A 17,357-nucleotide genomic window follows, 5' to 3' on the forward strand; every position below is an offset into this window, starting at 1 on the left:
TTTTTACCCTCAATGTTTGCAAACTTTAATGTTGTAATACTTTATTTTTATGTCCATTTATATTTGTGGGTAATAGTAAGATTCCTACTGACGAAGGAATGACTGTAGCTTTAAAACTAACGCAAGTTAAAAATCAAGGTCAGCGTAATGTCTAGGGGGAGTTAAGCCAAAAACTCTCTCTAATAATATTTCGCGAAAACAAGGCCTTGATTTAACAATGGAGTACCATTCTTTTAAAATCTTACTTTTTTCCCAGGGAAAACTATTTACGTAGTCTATTATAGAAATATGTGATGCTAAAGTAATATCGGCTAAAGTGAACTTATCGGTTGCAAGCCAAACGTTCTTGTTAATTAAGTGTTCGATGTATTCCATATGGTAAGGCAGGTTATGCTGAGCTGCATGAAGAAATCTAGAGTCAGGGCTGCGGTTAGTAATTACTTTTTCATTCATAATATACTTAGTAACTTCATTGTAAAATTTGCTATCGAACCAATTGATTAAAGCGCGTATTTTAGACTTAATAATAGTTGATGAACCAAGTAATTTGACGTTACTATTGTAAATCTCTTCTATATATTCACAAATGGCATTACTATCCGCTATTACAAAGTTATTATCTATTAATACTGGTACATACTGTAATTGCTATTGAATGATGGAGAGACATACTCCATTATTTTAGCACGAAGTAACAAATTCAATGAATTAGTTCTTCAAGAATAATTTAAACTTTTACAGTAGGAGTAGTCTCATGAAACATTATAGCGGGTTAGATGTCTCACTCAAAGAAACTTTTATTAGTATCATTGATGAGAAAGGAAAAATTGTTAAAGAAGGGGTTGTTGCAAGTGAAAGCAGTGCAATAGCTGAGTTTCTGCTTGGTCAAAACAAAAAATACGAGTCCATAGGAATAGAAAGCGGGCAATTATCAATATCGATGTGCAAAGAGTTGAGGAATCTTGGATTACCAGTAACTTGTGTAGATGCAAGGCATATGGCAGCAGCATTATCTGCGAGAATCAATAAGAATGATAAAAATGATGCAAGAGGCATAGCACAAATGATGAGAGTTGGGCTATTTAAGGAGGTATTAGTAAAATCAGACGAAGCTTGTCAGGTTAAAATAATACTTGGAAGCAGAAGACAATTAATACGTTGCAGAGAGCAAATTGCGGGAACAATAAGGGGATTACTGAAAATATACGGGATAAAAGTTAATCAACGTCTTAGTTCTGCAAACTTTGCTTTAAAAGTGCAAGAAATGGTTAATAATCTAGATGAAATTAGCCAAACCTCAATTGAATCATTAGTACATAGTTTAGAAATAATAGAAGAATCAATAAGAAAACTTGATAAAATGCTCTCAGAACAAAGCAAAAAAGATGAGGATTGTAAATTATTAACTACTGTTCCAGGAGTTGGTATTATAGTAGCAATGACATATAAAGCTGCAATAGATGATCTGCATAGGTTTGAAACATCTTATACAGTTGGAGCCTATATGGGATTAAGTCCAAGACAGTACGCTTCTGGTGAGATTGATCGACACGGAAGTATATCAAAAATGGGACCAGTGGACTGTAGGAATATGTTATATGAAGCCGCGCAGGTCTTACTGGTAAAATGTAAAAGGACATTTAAATTAAGAAGCTGGGGATTGAAGCTTAAAAAGAAAAAGGGCATGAAAAAAGCAATTGTTGCAGTAGCAAGAAAATTAGCCGTGATTATGCATAAGATGCTAATCGATAGAAAAGAGTTTTGCTATCAATAAACACTAAAGAAGTATAAAACAATAATTTTACTGAAAGTAAAGATAGCAATGCCGATGGAAGGGATAAGCAAGAGGATAAGTTGAAGCATAGACTTCGTGGCGTACATGTTGCCGTCCACTTCCGCCTAACAAGTATAGTGCGGCTTGGCTACAATATGAATTAGCCATATTAGACCGCGGAGAGAACAATGGAAGCATGCTACTTTTAACTTATGTAAAATCATTAAGACTATAGAGGAAAAGAATGATACCTTAGTTTTTATAAGCTTAATGAATATGTGGATAAATACTTTAAGTTTGTGTGGACGTATTTATCCACATATTCATTGGCTACATAGTTTAAAAGAGATTAATTGGAAATTAGTGTTGATGTTTTTATTGCCAATAAAACCTCTTTTGATTGAATAAGATAATACAATAATAAATAAAAGGTTGTATTAGAGCTGAATTTTACATCAAAAAATATTTTTCATGATACAAAAAATTATTGTTGACTTTTATGCAATTAGAGAACTTGTCCGATTGGATTGATCTCCATGAATTCATTCCGCTTTTCCCATGGATTTTCATATACCAAATCACAACTCAGCTTTTTTTCCTTGAGAAGAGCTCTAACTTTTCGTGAAAATGGACAAAGAGGAAAATGATATAAAATCATAATATTCCTCTTTTGTTATTCCAATACCTATATGTTGTCATTCCAGTACGTGACATTGGAATCCAGCTTATTTCATTATGGACATTACTTTTAACATATATTCCTAGAATCCATTGTCCATTGTATAATTTCCAAATATTTTTATACTTGAATCCCAGTACAACTGTACGAACATTGTAGTTTGAGAGCAATCCCCACCGGAAGGGTGTCATTTCAGTGATTGACACTGGAATCCAGTTCTTATTATACAACAGCCTAATGTATTCATTTAAAATTAAGTTTTCTGGATCCCAGTGTCTGGACACTGGGATGACAGAAGAAGAGTATTTTAGGTAACGGCTGTTTACTCCAAAGTAATGTTGCAAAAGGTCTAACATATAAATTATAAGACTAATATAGAATATACCTTGCTAAAAAAAAAAAAAAGTATAACCTTTGATAAGGTATGCAGGCAAAAATTCTGTAACTTGGTCAGGTCAGAAATGAAGCAACCATATCAGAATCTTTTTGGGTTGCATACCTATTTGTACTATTTGTTTTATTCTAGGCTATGAACATAGCATTAAAATATCGTCCTAGTAGCTTTAAAGATTTAGTAGGTCAAGATATATTGGTGCGTATACTAGAAAATGCTTTTACTCTCAACAAAATTCCACAATCTATACTGCTTTCTGGTAGCAGTGGAATTGGTAAAACCACCACTGCAAGAATAATAGCTTTATGTTTGAACTGCTCATTGGGGCCAACTTTTGAACCTTGTGGATCATGTACAAGTTGTCTGGCAATAAAAAATTCAAGCCATCCAGATGTAGTTGAAATCGATGCGGCAAGTCACACTAGTGTTGAGGATGTTAGAGCGATCTTGGGAGATATTTGCTATTTACCAATAAGTTCTAAATTTAAAGTTTACATTATAGATGAAGTACACATGTTATCCAGTAATGCATTTAATGCATTACTTAAAACTCTAGAAGAACCACCATCTAGCGTAAAGTTTATTCTAGCAACTACAGAAATAAAAAAGATACCAATAACTGTTATTGCACGTTGTCAAAGGTTTGACTTACATAACATTCCTTCAGCTAAGATAATGGAGCGTTTAAATGATATTGCACAAAAAGAAAATTATTTTATTGAAAAAGAAGCATCGGAATTAATTGCTCACCACTGTAGCAATTCAATGCGTAACGCTTTATTTTTTATGAATCAAGCATTGCTATATAGCAAAGATGGTACAATATCCACTCAAAGTGTTACAGACATACTTGGTCTAGTAGATAGAAACGTTATATTTGATCTACTGGAAGCAGTATTAGATAGTGATTTACAGAAGGCTTTGTTAGTATTCGACAATGTGGTAAAAACAGCAAATCCGCTCAATATTTTTGAAGATCTGCTGCAAACAATCCAGTTAATATGCCGTTTTTTAATTACAAAAGAGATTGATACAGAATATGAGAAGAGCAGAGTAAAAGATTTGAGTGCAAAAAAGTCTTTAATATTTTTTTCGAGATTGTGGAAGGTGCTGCTTAAGGGTATTCAAGATATAAAAATTTCAACATGCAATGAGGTTGCTGCTGAAATGATGTTAATTAGCCTTTGTTATCTTTCTGATTTGCCTTCTCCGGAACAGGTGATCAAAAAAATTCTTTCACAGAATGTAGAGCAAGGAAATAGACAGGGCAGACCTGTTGCACCTTCCCCCTCTGTCATCCAAGTAACTGACTACTCGGATCCAAAAAAATATGTGGAAAAACCCCACTCTGTCATCCCAGTGCGTGACACTGGGATCCATGTGAAAAATAAACAACAAAATTACGATTTTGATAAGATTTTGCAACTATTAAGGCGGAGTAACCAAATTTATCTTTACAAACAACTGTGTAGTAATCTAAAATTAATAGATTGTAAATTTGGGTATTTAAAATTAAAAGCTGTATCTAACTTGAACAGTAATTTTTGTAATGACTTGAAAAGTTACTTAAATCAAGCTACTAATCAGGAGTGGGTTATTATAGTTGATACGAGTTATATGAATAGGGAAGTGAGTAATTTAAATTATGCACCTGTAGTTAAGGATATATTAAATACGTTTAAAGGTGCAAAGGTAGTTAATATAGAAAATAAGGAGTAGGTTGTGGATTTCAGTCAAATAATGAAGCAAGCGCAAGAAATGCAAAAAAAGCTTGCGGAAGCCCAAGAAAAATATATTGGAAAAGAGTTTCAAGGTATTTCTGGTGGTGGCAAAGTTTCTATATTAGTGGAAGTTATAAAAATAGGTGGCTATAAAGCTAAAAAGGTAAACATAGACTTAGAGCTTATGAGAAATGAAGAAAAAGACATAGTAGAAGATTTAGTGACAGCAGCGTTTAATGATGCCATTAAAAAAGCAGAAGAAGATATGGCAAATGCAACCTCTGATCTTGCAGGTATGATGGGGTTACCACCTGGATTTAAACTTCCTTTTTAAATTTACTACTGAAGTTTGCCTTAATGCAGTAACTAAGTGTTTTCCTTTTATACTAGTACTTCCATGAAGTACATTCATATTACTGCATGAATATGCAGCAATTCACAATGATGAATGCAGATCAGAAGATAAAAAGACATTAGTGAAATAGGTGTCAGAAGATCAAGAGTAAAAAAAGTAGAGTAACTCTATTTATTAATTAATAAAATCTTTGTATTTTCCTAAAAGTTAGTTAAGATACAGAAGGTTTTATGTTATTAAGTTAGCACTTGACTTAACTTTAGTTATTATTTAGACTGCTAAAGTGGAATTTTAATTTTTTTAACGAGGGCAATTATGCATTATAAAAAGTTTTTTTCGGCAGCTGCTTTAGTGACGTTGCTAAGCCTATCAAACTCTGCTTTTTCATCAGACCCTATTGGTCCAATAAGTGATGAAGAAACTAGCTACTACGTTCGTTTACAATACAACGGTGAAATTTTACCTTTTTATACAAAAGTTGATGGTATTACAAATGCAACAGGTAAAGAAAAGGATAGTCCCTTAACAAGATCTTTTATAGCTGGTGGTGGTGCATTTGGTTATAAAATGGATGACATTAGAGTTGATGTTGAAGGGCTTTACTCACAATTGACTAAAGATGCAACTGTAGTATCTGATAACAAGGCTGCAGATAGTGTAACAGCGTTTTCAGGATTGGTTAACGTTTATTACGATATAGCGATTGAAGATATGCCTATCACTCCATACGTTGGTGTTGGTGTTGGTGCAGCATATATCAGCAATCCTTCAAAAGCTGATGCAGTTAAAGAGCAAAAAGGATTTGGTTTTGCTTATCAAGCAAAAGCTGGTGTTAGCTATGATGTAACTCCAGAAATCAAACTCTTTGCTGGTGCTCGTTATTTTGGTTCTTATGGTGCTAGTTTTAATAAAGAAACAGTATCAGCTACTAAAGAGATCAACGTCCTTTACAGCGCTGTTGGTGCGGAAGCTGGAGTAGCGTTTAATTTCTAGTCTATCTTTGTCTTATTATCCCAGTGGGTTTTTCTTGTCATTCAAGTAGCATGACACTGGGATCTAGAAAAAAGAAATGTGAATTCCAGTGTTTTAGCACTGGAATAACACATTATTTATTTAATGTAGTTTTTATCGTTACACGCTAGCAATGTTAATCAGGTAGCTGATACTGAAGTGTATTGCTACTAAGATCTCAATTAGATGTAAAATTGTGCTTTTTTAATTAAAGCTTGAATTTTTCACTGAAAATCAATATATTATATGTATAGAGTTTTAATTTAAGTTATTATGTTGACCCCAGTAGCAAATTTATGTGTTAATAGTAGCACTAATCTCATGCAATATATTGCTGAAGTGCGAAAATTTCCTATGCTTTCCCAAGAAGAGGAAGTGCGATTAGCAAAAAATTGGCAAGAATACCAGGATATTTCTTCTGCTCACAGGTTGATTACTAGCCATTTGAATTTGGTAGTAAAAATTGCAATGAAATTTAAGAATTACGGTCTATTGTTGATGGACCTGGTCATGGAAGGAAATATGGGTTTAATGCATGCAGTGAAAAAGTTCAATCCTGACTTGGGATTTCGTTTTTCAACTTATGCAGTATGGTGGATTGAAGCTTCAATGAAAGACTTTATATTAAAATCTTGGTCACTTGTAAAAATAGGTACAACGCAAGCACAAAGGAGATTGTTTTTTAGTTTACGTAAAATAAAAAAAAGAATTTTACAATACACAAACAGAGAAACTTTGAGTAAAGAAGAAATAAAAGCAATATCAAATGAGCTTTCTGTATCTGAAGAAGATGTTGTACAGATGAGCTATCGTCTGGCTTGTAAGGATCAGTCGTTAAATAATTGTATAAAAATAGGTGATGACTCTAAAAAGGAGTTACAAGATATGATTCCGTGTAATTTAGTTAGTCAAGAAGTAGCTTACCAGAATCATGAAGAAAAGGCATTAAAAGAAACAATTTTAAGCAATGCGCTGGCAAGTCTTAATGAAAGATCAAGAGACATTTTCATTAGCAGATATTTATCTGAGAATACTCAGACTTTGGATGAGCTTAGCAAAAAATATTGTGTTTCAAGAGAAAGAATAAGACAGCTGGCTGAGCAAGCGATGAGTAAGGTAAAACAACATATAAAATCAGAGAGTTTGAAATTCGGTTTACATGCGTAGTCTTTTCGTATTTCTAATATTTCTTTCAATAGACACTCTTGCATCGGTTAGTAATGTACAACTGAGCGAAAAATATAAAGACTGGTTTGTGTATACTGCATTGGAAGATGGTGAAAAAGTGTGTTATATTGTATCTCATCCTAAGAAAAAAAGTGAACATTATACAGCCGATCGCAAGCCGTATGTAATGGTCAGTTACGTTGATAAAAAAGCAGATGAGGTGAGCGTCACTTCTGGCTTTCAGTATAATAATGAGCCTGTAGTTCTCAATATCGATAAAAAAATTAAATATCAATTGCCAATAATACAGGGAAGTCTTGCGTGGACAGATGATACAAAAATGGACCAAGATTTGATTCTAAAAATGAAGCAGGGATTATCAATGGTAGTTAATGGAAAAGTAAAAACAGCAAATGTTGATGATACTTATTCCTTGCTTGGCTTTCAAAAAGCGTACCAAAAAATGCATGACTTATGCCATACAAAGTAAATTATTGATCACTAAAGTATAAGATAGGCTGTTTTGTCTCTCAGACAAAAATATGGATATCACTTTACATAGAATATGAATATCATTTAAAATATATTTTTGAGAATTAATATGTCAAAAATTGTAGATATAGGAATCAAAGAACAAAGTTCTGTGTGTGAACAAATGCGTTTTAGTGTAAGTCGTGCAAGCCTTTTGAATACGCTATCCAGGGTAAGTGGAGTGGTTGAAAGGCGCAACGCGATAGATGTTTTAGCGTGTATAAATATCAAAGCACAATATGGTAGCATAAAATTGAAGGCTACTGATCTTGACATTTCAATATTTGCCTCACTTACTGCAAATGTATCAGCAGAAGGAGAAGTGAAAATCTCAGCACATACTTTACATGATATAGTGAAAAAATTGCCAACTAATTTGGATGTCAATTTCGAAATGAATAATCAAGGAAAATTATTGATATCCTGTGGAAATGCAAATTTTTCTTTACCGAACGTAGTTTCAAATAACTTCCCTGTTCTTGAAGAAGGTGATCATCAATACGATTTCACTCTACTAAGTGCAGATTTGGTAGACTTGTTGACTAAAACGAAGTTTGCTGTGTCGCTAGATGATACAAGGTATAATTTGAATGGGATATATCTGCATACAGATGAGCAATTTCTGTACTGCGTTGCAACTGATGGCCACCGTTTATCATGTATAAAAAGGCCTAAACCTGAAGATATCAACGGAGAATTTGGGGTGATCATTCCACGTAAAACTATCATGGAACTGTTGAAAGTATTGGATGATTGTAATGAGATAAATATAAAACTTTCAGATAGAAAAATCAAATTTACATGTGGTGAGTATATTCTAATATCAAAATTGATAGATGGAACTTTTCCAGATTACAAAGCCGTTATTCCAACGTCTCAAGATAAACAAATGATTGTTGAGAGTAGCAAACTTGCTAGTGTTATAGACCGAGTTTCCGTTGTTGTGTCCGATAAAATAAAATCAATTAAATTTTCATTGCAAGAGAATTTATTAACTCTACATTCAAATTCCCAAGAGTGTAGTGATGCAACTGAGTCTATAGAAGTGGATTACGATGGAGCTCTTATGGAAGTAGGATTTAATTCTCGTTATTTACTTGATGTTTTATCCTGTATAGAAAACAAGTGTAAATTTAGCTTATCAGATGGTAATAGCGCTACAATTATCACTGATGAAGATGATCCAAGTGCACTATATATAGTAATGCCAATGAGGACTTAAGCTAGTAATCTATCTTTACTAAGTATAAGCCGTGAGGCGGTGCAGTGATTCCAGCAGCGTTTCTTTTACATTGACTTAATATGTTTAGCATTTCTTGTGGATTAGTTCTATTTTTTCCAAATTCAACTAAAGTACCAACAATAATCCTCACCTGGTTATGTAAAAAGGAAATCGCAGATATTTTGATGTATATGTGACTTCCGTTTTGTACTATATCAATATCATCGATTGTTCTGACCGGATTTGTAGCTTGACAATCTTTTGAGCGAAAGCTTGAAAGATTATGTTTTCCAAGTAGGTGTCTAGCAGCTTCACGCATGATGTTTACGTCAAGTGGGTTAAATACTTGCCACACATAACCGATTTCCAGAGCTGCAGGAGCGTAGCGATTAATTATTCTATATTCATAATATCTTTTTTTTGCTGAAAATCGCGCATGAAATGCATCATCTACGGCTTCTGCACTAAGCACAACTATAGGAATCGCTTTTAAGTGATAGTTTATTCCATTTCTTATTCTGTAAAGCTCAAATTGCCTTTCCATATTGAAATGAGCAACTTGCCCTAAAGCATGAACCCCTGTGTCAGTTCTGCCACCACAATGCAAAGAGACTCTCTCGCCACTGAAATTAAATATAGCGTTTTCTATGGTTTCCTGAATTGAGTTAGCAGAGTGTTGTTGCTTTTGCCAGCCAGAGAAACTACTACCATTGTATTCTATCGTTATTTTGTATCGCACTACAAAGTCTATCTATCTAATTTTAGGTAACTAACGTTCTTCGTTATTAAAAAACCCTTGGCAGATTGGTTGCGTTCAATTACCATGGAGACTATACAAGTTAATAAATGATCCATGGCACATAATCCAGAAGAAAGAAATAATGATAAGCAAAAAGCACTAGATAATGCAATAAGTCAAATTGAAAAAGCATTCGGTAAAGGTGCAATAATGAAACTAAAGCAAAATCCTGTAGAAAAAATAGACACGATATCTACAGGGTCGATTGCACTTGATTCAGCTCTGGGTGTTGGGGGATTGCCAAAAGGACGTATAATTGAGATATTTGGCCCTGAGAGTTCTGGTAAAACTACCCTTGCTTTGCATGTAATTGCTGAAGCACAGAAAAAAGGAGGTTTATGTGCATTTATCGATGCGGAACACGCACTGGATGTTATATATGCTCGTAAACTTGGAGTGAAAACTGATGATTTGGTAATTTCACAACCAGACACTGGAGAGCAGGCGTTGCATATTGTTGAGTATTTAGTGTGTTCTAGTGCAGTTGATGTAATAGTTATTGATTCTGTTGCAGCACTAACTCCAAGAGCTGAAATTGAAGGGGATATGGGCGATCAGCACATGGGACTACAAGCAAGACTTCTAAGCCATGGACTCAGGAAACTAACTTCTGTAGTTTCAAAAGCAAACTGTATATTGATATTTATCAACCAAATTCGTATGAAAATAGGAGTAGTATATGGAAATCCTGAAACTACCACTGGTGGAAATGCGTTAAAATTCTATACTTCTATAAGACTTGATATAAGAAAAGTTGGTGCGATAAAGGATAAGGAGAATATTACGGGTAATGAAACGAGAGTTAAAGTTGTAAAAAATAAAGTTGCTCCTCCGTTTAGAGAGGCAAAATTTGATATAATGTACAATGAAGGCATATCAAAACTTGGAGAAATAATAGATATAGGAGTAAAACTTGGTGTACTTGAAAAGGCAGGTGCTTATTATTCATATAACAATACGCGTCTTGGCCAAGGAAGAGAAAATGTAAAAAGTTACCTCAAGGCAAACAAAGAAATTGCAAGTGAAATAGAAACAAAAATCAGAGATTTATTTAAAAATCATGATAATTCCATTGCAATAGAAGAGGAACGCGAACAACTTCTAGAAGAATCAGTATTCTAATCTAAATTAGTTTGTATTGGGCAGTATTCGTTTGCTATACTAAAGTTTCACTCTCAACCGAGTTGATAAAAGCTGTGGTATCTCCTTGCAGCATTGGGTGTATATTTTTTGCTATTTTTTCCACTAAGAGGATAACGTTATCAAAATTTTCAAATTTTGATAACACATAGTCTGCTAAGCTTTTCTGACCTTCAGGCCTGCCTACTCCAAATCTTAAACGCCAATAATCATTACCAATAAAGCTATCTATAGACTTAAGTCCATTATGTCCAGCAGAACTACCACCTTTTTTTACTTTTATTCTTCCAAATTTCAAGTCAGCATCATCATGTATGACAACAATATTGTCTAGCGATAATTTGTAAAAATTTTTTATTTTTGCAACAGGAATACCTGAATTATTCATAAACGAATAAGGCTTTATTAGCATAACTTTATTATTGTTAATTATGCCAGAGGTTATCAAGTAATCGGCTTTCTTAGAAAATGACTGAAAATTCCAATATTTGTAGATTGCGTCAATAACGATAAAACCAATATTATGATGAGTTAACTCATATTGACTACCAGGATTACCAAGCCCAGCTATTAAATGCACTACTCCTCTGTTTTTGTTTGAGTTTCTTCAACATCACTATCGGCAGCAGAGATTGTTACAATGGTGAAATTTTCTTCCTCATGAGCTACAAATTTAACACCTTCTGGCAATTTTACATCATTGATATGTATAGATTGACCAATCATTTTGCCAGACAAATCAATTTCTATGACTTGAGGTATTTTCTCAGGAGAGCATTTGACAGTAATAGAACGACACAGAACATTAAGCACTCCACCTAATTTGATTCCTGGTGATTTACTTTCATTGATGAATGATAAAGGTATATCTATTTTAATTTCACTACCTTTATCAACAAACTGAAAATCAACATGTTGCACAGTATCCTTTACTACATGCCATTGAATATCACGAACAAGAGCATATTCTTTTTTCCCTGAAATATCTAGTTCTATTAAATGTGCAGAAAGAGCACCTGATTTATATTGTTTAGTAAATTCCTTTGCAGACAATGTCAAATTTACGTTATCATGCCCTTTACCATATATAACTGCAGGTATACTTCCCTTCTCCCTCAGAGCCTGCATCGCTTTCTTTTTTTTTACATCACGTAACTCTGCATTAATTGTTACCATTTCTTGCTGTGCCATCGATTACTCCTATTCAGCTAATCCTTTTTATATAATTTAATAATATAACATAAAAATATTTATTTCAAACTTCATTCTTTCACACTAATTCTTTGTGGAAAAATTTATTTAGATATATACTTAAGATTACGTAGTAAGAGCTATGAGTATTAACGATCAAGTAGTTTTTAAGATTTATAAGCCAACAAAAACTGCAACACAATCTGGCTTAGGTAATACAAAATTCTGGTACCTAAAAATTGAGCCTTGTTCTTACTATATTGAACCTTTGATGGGATGGGTTGGCTCAAAAGATCCCCAAAAACAGATTGTATTAAAGTTTGATTCTCTTGAAAAAGCAATATCTTACGCAAAGAAACACAACACAAAGTACACAATTGAAATGCCAAAAGATGTTAAAAGACTGCCAAAATCTTATGCAAATAACTTTATACTAAAGTAAATTTTATTGTAGTGTGTTTATCTAAAAACCTAAACCTAATCGTTACTATGATTTTGCTAACGCACTGCGGCTATTTAGAAAGTTGAACCTGGCTAGCTAGTATCAAAGAGTTATTTTTTAGGTATTTCTCCGTAAGACTGCAAGTTTTTTTGGATTACTCAAATAACTTCATTCTGCTTGAAGAACTTTTATGTTGCTTTGCACTAAATTAATTTCACGCTTTATTTGTGTTAGCTATTTATTTAGTGATTGGACATATAATTTTACCTTAAATAATCCTACAATGCTGAAGAAAAACATAATTATTGAAATGGCACGAAAGGTCCTCATGATAACCTCTGTATAGCTCTTAATTTTGCTGAACGCGCACGCGGATTTGCATTTATTTCTTCCGCACTTGCTTTAATCACTTTTTTGTTTAAAAGGGAGAATGTCTTGGTAGGTCCTGGTTCACACAAATCTTTAAAAAGGGTTTTAACTATACGATCTTCTAGAGAATGAAAGGTAACTACAATTAATTTGCCGTTTTCACTTAAAATCTCAGATGCAGCTTTAATACCCTTTTCAAGCTCTCCTAGCTCATCATTTACCCATATTCTGATTGCCTGAAATGTCCTAGTTGCAGGGTCAATCTTGCTTTTTCCACGAAACACTACAGAACGTACAATATCCGCAAGTTCAAATGTAGTTTTGATAATTTTCTTCTTCCGCGCATTTACTATCGCTCTTGCGATTCTGCGGGAATGACGCTCACCCCCATAATTATATATAGTGTTCGCAATCTCTTCTTCACGTAAAGCGTTAACAAATGTCGAAGCATTCATATGAGAATAGTTATCCATGCTCATGTTAAGTGGGCCATCACGTAGAAATGAGAATCCTCTATCTCCATTATCAAGCTGCATAGATGAAACTCCAACGTCGAAAACTATTCCATTGATACCTTTAATATTATTACTATCTAATAAATCTTTGATATTACTAAACTTTTCAATAAATAACTTTATTCTATTAGGGTATTTAACATTTAGATCATCATAAAATTTGGTAACTGTTTCATCCCTATCAATTGCATACACTTTGCAATCAGCGGATTCCAATATTGCTTTGCTATATCCTCCAGCCCCAAATGTAGCATCTACATATATGCCACCACTTTGTGGTGCTAATTGAAATAGCATCTCTTTTAACAAAACTGGAGTATGTGTCATATCAAGAGACTTTGTGCACTTAAATTAAAATAACTTTCTCGCCAAAAAATATATGGAAATATATAGGTATAGTATAAGAATATTGTAAGTTGAAAATGTGATATAAAAGAGGATAAGAGGGAAAGATAGCCCTACTCACTATAGGAATAGGACTATCATGGGCGTGTGCGACCGGAAGAATATTGGTACTACAACCGTTTAAATCAAGGTACACTAGCCCATCTCTCGATACGTTTGAATAGTTGCTTGGGACATATATATGCACCCGTTTACAATCTTAAATTAACTAAAACTATCGAGGTTTATTATGGTTACATCTTATCAAAATTTTATTGGCATTGACATCGGAAAATTTAAAAATGTCGTTGCAATTCACAAACAGAAGAACGCTGTCAAATTTGACAATGATTCTGATGGTTGGCAACAATTATTTCAAAAGTTTTCAGATATTCTACCTAATTCTTTAGTAACTTTGGAAAACACAGGAAAATATGAGCTTGGTTTGTCACATTTTCTTATTGACAAGAATATTGCAGTACATCGAGCTAATACTCGTAAAGTAAAAAGCTTTATCTTGTCTCACGGAACTGTAGCAAAGTCTGATAAATCAGATGCGAGGGCTCTTGCTCAATATGGATTTGAACGCCATAGAACTCTCTCTCTATTTGTACCTACATCAAAAGAACAATTAACCCTGGTTGCACTTTGTCAACGTCGTGATGACATTACGCAAATGAGAGCTCAGGAAAAGTGTAGACTGGAAGCTCCTGAAAATGATCATATAAAGAAAAGTTGTCAGAAGACCATTGAATTTTTCGATAGTCAAATAAACGAACTCAATGATACTATACAAAAAATTATTGATGGAAGCCATGAACTACAACAACGTCAAAAAATCCTTAAAACAGTTTCTGGAATAGGTAAAAAGTTATCACAAGATTTTCTGTGTTTAATGCCAGAGCTTGGTTACTTAAGTAGAAAAGAAGTAGCAAGTCTTGCCGGAGTTGCACCTCATCCTAGGGAAAGTGGTAAAACTGTTGGTTACCGAAGGATTATAGGAGGTAGAAGTAATGTTCGTTCAAAGCTCTTTACATCTGCCATGTCTGCTGCAAGGTCCAAATCTGCACTTGGCACCTTTTATTCTAAGCTTGTTGAAAGTGGTAAGAAGAAGATGGTAGCTATAACAGCTCTAATGCGTAAAATTATAGTAATTGCTAATGCAAGGCTTAAAGAGGCAATTAATTTGAATGTTTAAAAATTTACATAGCAGTAATTGAAATGAATATTGTGCATCCACATAAACTTAAAGTGCTTGTTCACATAGCTTAAACGAAAATTGTTGCAGTAGCTGTTTGATATAGAATTCTGTTTCTATGACAAACGGGTTTTTATTATCTATATGGTTGGGTAAAGTTGCAAAATTATACAAATGAAAAATTAAAAAAAAACATAGTTGATTTAAATATAATCAACGATATAAAAATTTAATAAGATAATATTATTAATATAACATTTACATAATTCACGTTTGAAAAAGTAAGTAATATTACTATAATATCAAACAAATTACGGAAGATTTCGTGCAACAAATAACAAAAGTAATACTATCAAGTTTAATTTGTAACACTTTGTTGTGGTATGATCACATGCTTTTCAGCCATCTAATAAGCATAATCGGAGATGTGTTTTTTCCATCAGACGACAAATTAGTCAGCATACTTAAAGCTTTTGGAGTGTTTGCAGTGGGTTTCTTAATAAGACCAATTGGTGCTGCTATATTTGGCCACATTGGAGATAAATATGGAAGAAGGATTGCTCTATTTCTCTCTATCATATTGATGACTCTATCAACCGTACTTATTGCATTTGTTCCAGGGTATCAGAACATTGGGGTACTCGCATCAGTACTGGTGGTATGTTTAAGATTATTGCAGGGTATATCTCTTGGAGGAGAGGCAGGAAATGCCCCATTTTTAATAGAGCATGCTCCTAAAAATAAAAGAGGATTCTTTGGCAGTATTGAAGTATTGAGCGCAATTCTTGGCTCAATATTAAGTCTTATAGTGGTGCTTATATGCAAAAAAGTATCCGATTTTGAATCTTGGGGATGGAGATTGCCTTTTATTTTCAGTTTTGTAATAGGATTAATCAGTATATATATGAGATATATACTCGATGAAAGCCCAGAATATAAAAAGCAGGAAAAGCCACATGAATTACCGTTAAAAGAACTGTTAAATGGCTATAAAAAACCTTTTCTAATATCAATTGGAGTTGACATAGTTGAGAATGCATCTCTTTACATATATTTAGTGTTTTTTAATCTACTTGCATCAACAATAAACACTCACTTTAATCACGCAGTAGAAATATTGAATCAGGTTGCACTTGGAGGATTGACTATACTATTTGCAATACTTTCTGATAAGGTAGGGAGAGAAAGAGTCATGAAATTTGCATTTGTGACTTTTATAGTAGTAAGTTATCCAGTTTTTTCAATGATACTAAGTGGTAATAATTTGCTCACCATAATGGCGCACGTTCTTTTTATAATCCCAATAGCTGCTTCTCTTGGTCCTGTTAGCGCGTTTATGTGTGAATTATTCCCAATAAAGGTACGATACAGTGGATTTGGTTTATCAAGAAATATAGCTTCGGGATTTTTTGGTGGTCTTGCACCATTTATATGCACAACTATTATCAAAGTTACAGGACAAGGAACTTTAGCAAGTTTTTACATGATTTTCTGTGCATTAATTGGGTTAGTTGCTATATCACAAGTTAAGAGTTAGATTTTTTCAAAAACCAAGTGTTTAAAAAATCTAATCATAAGGTGGAAAATGCCAATTTTTAGGTGATAGTGTAAATATTTCAACTCCATCTTTTGTGACTCCAAGCGTATGCTCAAACTGTGCAGAAAGTGAAAGATCACGTGTTGTCACTGTCCAGCCATCTAGCTTGCTGAGCAGAGTTTCATGTTTTCCAGCATTGATCATTGGTTCTACCGTAAAAAACATGCCTTCTTTTAAGATAAGATCCTCACCTTCATCATAAAAATGTACAACATTTGGTGGAGCATGAAAAACCTTTCCTATGCCATGTCCACAATAATTGCGTACGATAGAATATCCAAAATCTTCAATATATTTTTCTATAGTAAGTCCTATTTTATTTAACTTATTGCCTGGCCTGACTTGTTTTATTGCTTCCATTAGCGCATTATAAGTAGCATTACACAAACGCTTTGCTTTTATTGAGGGTTTACCAGCCCAAAACATGCGACTTGTGTCACCATACCAGCCATTTAAAATCACTGTAACGTCAATATTTAAAATATCTCCATCTTTAAGAGGTTTATCATCAGGAATACCATGACATACAACAGCATTTTTCGAAGTACAAATTGATTTCGGATATCCCTTATAATTCAGTGGTGCTGGAATTGCACCTGCATTGATTATAAAATCATGACATAGATCATTTAATTCATTAGTTGTTACGCCTACTTTGACGTGTGGTGCAATAAAATCAAGGGTTTCAGCTGCAAGCCTGCCAGCTTTACGCATAAAGTCAAAATCTTCTTGTGAATGTATAGTTATGTTCATGTTTCTTACGTTTTATTGTAATTTTCTGCTTCTCTTACGGATACATCAGTGTAATAATACTATAAAAATAAGCTCCTAGATCAAGCCATTTGTATATTAAGAGATAAAGACAAAA

Annotated in this window: 16 protein-coding genes, 1 other RNA gene and 3 pseudogenes; 12 read left to right on the forward strand and 8 right to left on the reverse strand. The window is 33.6% G+C overall.

The annotated features are described in order from the left end of the window. Nucleotides 1–126: 126 nt before the first annotated feature. Nucleotides 127–636, reverse strand: a pseudogene (locus MJ631_RS08050) (glutathione S-transferase family protein); the annotation flags it as partial. A gap of 118 nt (nucleotides 637–754) precedes the next feature. Between MJ631_RS08050 and MJ631_RS05030 the strand changes: the two are divergent. Next, nucleotides 755–1,774: an IS110 family RNA-guided transposase gene (locus tag MJ631_RS05030; protein ID WP_214303242.1), complete on the forward strand. Its 1,020-nt coding sequence runs from the start codon at nucleotides 755–757 to the stop codon at nucleotides 1,772–1,774. A gap of 511 nt (nucleotides 1,775–2,285) precedes the next feature. Here MJ631_RS05030 and MJ631_RS08055 read toward each other — a convergent pair. Then, a pseudogene (locus MJ631_RS08055) lies at nucleotides 2,286–2,432 on the reverse strand (glutathione S-transferase family protein); the annotation flags it as partial. 203 nt (nucleotides 2,433–2,635) lie between these two features. Further along, nucleotides 2,636–2,758 (reverse strand): annotated as a pseudogene (locus MJ631_RS08160) (WPE palindromic element domain-containing protein); the annotation flags it as partial. A 109-nt stretch (nucleotides 2,759–2,867) separates the two neighbouring features. Here MJ631_RS08160 and ffs point away from each other — a divergent pair. The 7 genes from ffs to dnaN all read left to right on the forward strand — a co-directional run bounded on the left by ffs (nucleotide 2,868) and on the right by dnaN (nucleotide 8,854). Further along, an RNA gene (gene ffs / locus MJ631_RS05040) (signal recognition particle sRNA small type) lies at nucleotides 2,868–2,966 on the forward strand. Between the two features lie 16 nt (nucleotides 2,967–2,982). Then, nucleotides 2,983–4,566 carry a DNA polymerase III subunit gamma/tau gene (dnaX, locus tag MJ631_RS05045; RefSeq protein WP_262986229.1) on the forward strand — a complete coding sequence of 528 codons (1,584 nt, stop codon included), beginning with the start codon at nucleotides 2,983–2,985 and terminating at the stop codon, nucleotides 4,564–4,566. A 21-nt stretch (nucleotides 4,567–4,587) separates the two neighbouring features. Next, nucleotides 4,588–4,902: a YbaB/EbfC family nucleoid-associated protein gene (locus tag MJ631_RS05050; protein ID WP_007302329.1), complete on the forward strand. Its 315-nt coding sequence runs from the start codon at nucleotides 4,588–4,590 to the stop codon at nucleotides 4,900–4,902. Nucleotides 4,903–5,238: 336 nt separating this feature from the next. Beyond that, nucleotides 5,239–5,916, forward strand: a complete 678-nt coding sequence (locus tag MJ631_RS05055) for a P44/Msp2 family outer membrane protein (protein ID WP_214303147.1) — start codon at nucleotides 5,239–5,241, stop codon at nucleotides 5,914–5,916. Nucleotides 5,917–6,207: 291 nt separating this feature from the next. Then, nucleotides 6,208–7,101: an RNA polymerase factor sigma-32 gene (locus tag MJ631_RS05060; RefSeq protein WP_012481951.1), complete on the forward strand. Its 894-nt coding sequence runs from the start codon at nucleotides 6,208–6,210 to the stop codon at nucleotides 7,099–7,101. Beyond that, complete coding sequence (locus MJ631_RS05065) at nucleotides 7,094–7,591, forward strand: invasion associated locus B family protein (RefSeq protein WP_019078627.1); 498 nt, start codon at nucleotides 7,094–7,096, stop codon at nucleotides 7,589–7,591. Before MJ631_RS05060 ends, MJ631_RS05065 begins: the two co-directional genes overlap by 8 nt. Nucleotides 7,592–7,702: 111 nt before the next feature. Beyond that, nucleotides 7,703–8,854 carry a DNA polymerase III subunit beta gene (gene dnaN / locus MJ631_RS05070; protein WP_007302325.1) on the forward strand — a complete coding sequence of 384 codons (1,152 nt, stop codon included), beginning with the start codon at nucleotides 7,703–7,705 and terminating at the stop codon, nucleotides 8,852–8,854. A gap of 1 nt (nucleotide 8,855) precedes the next feature. On the opposite strand, the gene truA is transcribed toward dnaN, so the two are convergent. After that, nucleotides 8,856–9,593: a tRNA pseudouridine(38-40) synthase TruA gene (gene truA, locus MJ631_RS05075; RefSeq protein WP_007302324.1), complete on the reverse strand. Its 738-nt coding sequence runs from the start codon at nucleotides 9,591–9,593 to the stop codon at nucleotides 8,856–8,858. Between the two features lie 114 nt (nucleotides 9,594–9,707). Between truA and recA the strand changes: the two genes are divergently transcribed. Then, entirely contained in the window at nucleotides 9,708–10,775 is a 1,068-nt protein-coding gene (gene recA, locus MJ631_RS05080) for a recombinase RecA (protein WP_214303146.1), read from the forward strand. A gap of 34 nt (nucleotides 10,776–10,809) precedes the next feature. Here recA and pth read toward each other — a convergent pair whose 3' ends face one another. Beyond that, nucleotides 10,810–11,373 (reverse strand): aminoacyl-tRNA hydrolase, encoded by a 564-nt coding sequence (gene pth, locus MJ631_RS05085; protein ID WP_214303145.1) that lies wholly within the window; start codon nucleotides 11,371–11,373, stop codon nucleotides 10,810–10,812. Further along, nucleotides 11,373–11,984: a 50S ribosomal protein L25/general stress protein Ctc gene (locus MJ631_RS05090; RefSeq protein WP_007302321.1), complete on the reverse strand. Its 612-nt coding sequence runs from the start codon at nucleotides 11,982–11,984 to the stop codon at nucleotides 11,373–11,375. The genes pth and MJ631_RS05090 overlap by 1 nt, the downstream gene beginning before the upstream one ends. A gap of 142 nt (nucleotides 11,985–12,126) precedes the next feature. Between MJ631_RS05090 and MJ631_RS05095 the strand changes: the two genes are divergently transcribed. Then, nucleotides 12,127–12,426, forward strand: a complete 300-nt coding sequence (locus MJ631_RS05095) for an ETC complex I subunit (RefSeq protein ID WP_007302320.1) — start codon at nucleotides 12,127–12,129, stop codon at nucleotides 12,424–12,426. Nucleotides 12,427–12,752: 326 nt separating this feature from the next. On the opposite strand, the gene rsmH is transcribed toward MJ631_RS05095, so the two are convergent. Next, nucleotides 12,753–13,637, reverse strand: a complete 885-nt coding sequence (rsmH, locus tag MJ631_RS05100; protein WP_213863862.1) for a 16S rRNA (cytosine(1402)-N(4))-methyltransferase RsmH — start codon at nucleotides 13,635–13,637, stop codon at nucleotides 12,753–12,755. Nucleotides 13,638–13,944: 307 nt separating this feature from the next. Between rsmH and MJ631_RS05105 the strand changes: the two genes are divergently transcribed. Then, nucleotides 13,945–14,892, forward strand: a complete 948-nt coding sequence (locus tag MJ631_RS05105; protein ID WP_262986230.1) for an IS110 family RNA-guided transposase — start codon at nucleotides 13,945–13,947, stop codon at nucleotides 14,890–14,892. A gap of 325 nt (nucleotides 14,893–15,217) precedes the next feature. Beyond that, nucleotides 15,218–16,429, forward strand: coding sequence for an MFS transporter (locus tag MJ631_RS05110; protein WP_012481950.1), 1,212 nt, complete (start codon nucleotides 15,218–15,220; stop codon nucleotides 16,427–16,429). Between the two features lie 30 nt (nucleotides 16,430–16,459). On the opposite strand, the gene map is transcribed toward MJ631_RS05110, so the two are convergent. Beyond that, on the reverse strand, nucleotides 16,460–17,242 hold the full coding sequence (gene map, locus MJ631_RS05115) for a type I methionyl aminopeptidase (protein WP_007302317.1): 783 nt from the start codon (nucleotides 17,240–17,242) through the stop codon (nucleotides 16,460–16,462). Nucleotides 17,243–17,357: the final 115 nt, after the last annotated feature.

This window comes from Wolbachia endosymbiont of Oryzaephilus surinamensis (assembly GCF_025617515.1).
Taxonomy (GTDB): domain Bacteria; phylum Pseudomonadota; class Alphaproteobacteria; order Rickettsiales; family Anaplasmataceae; genus Wolbachia.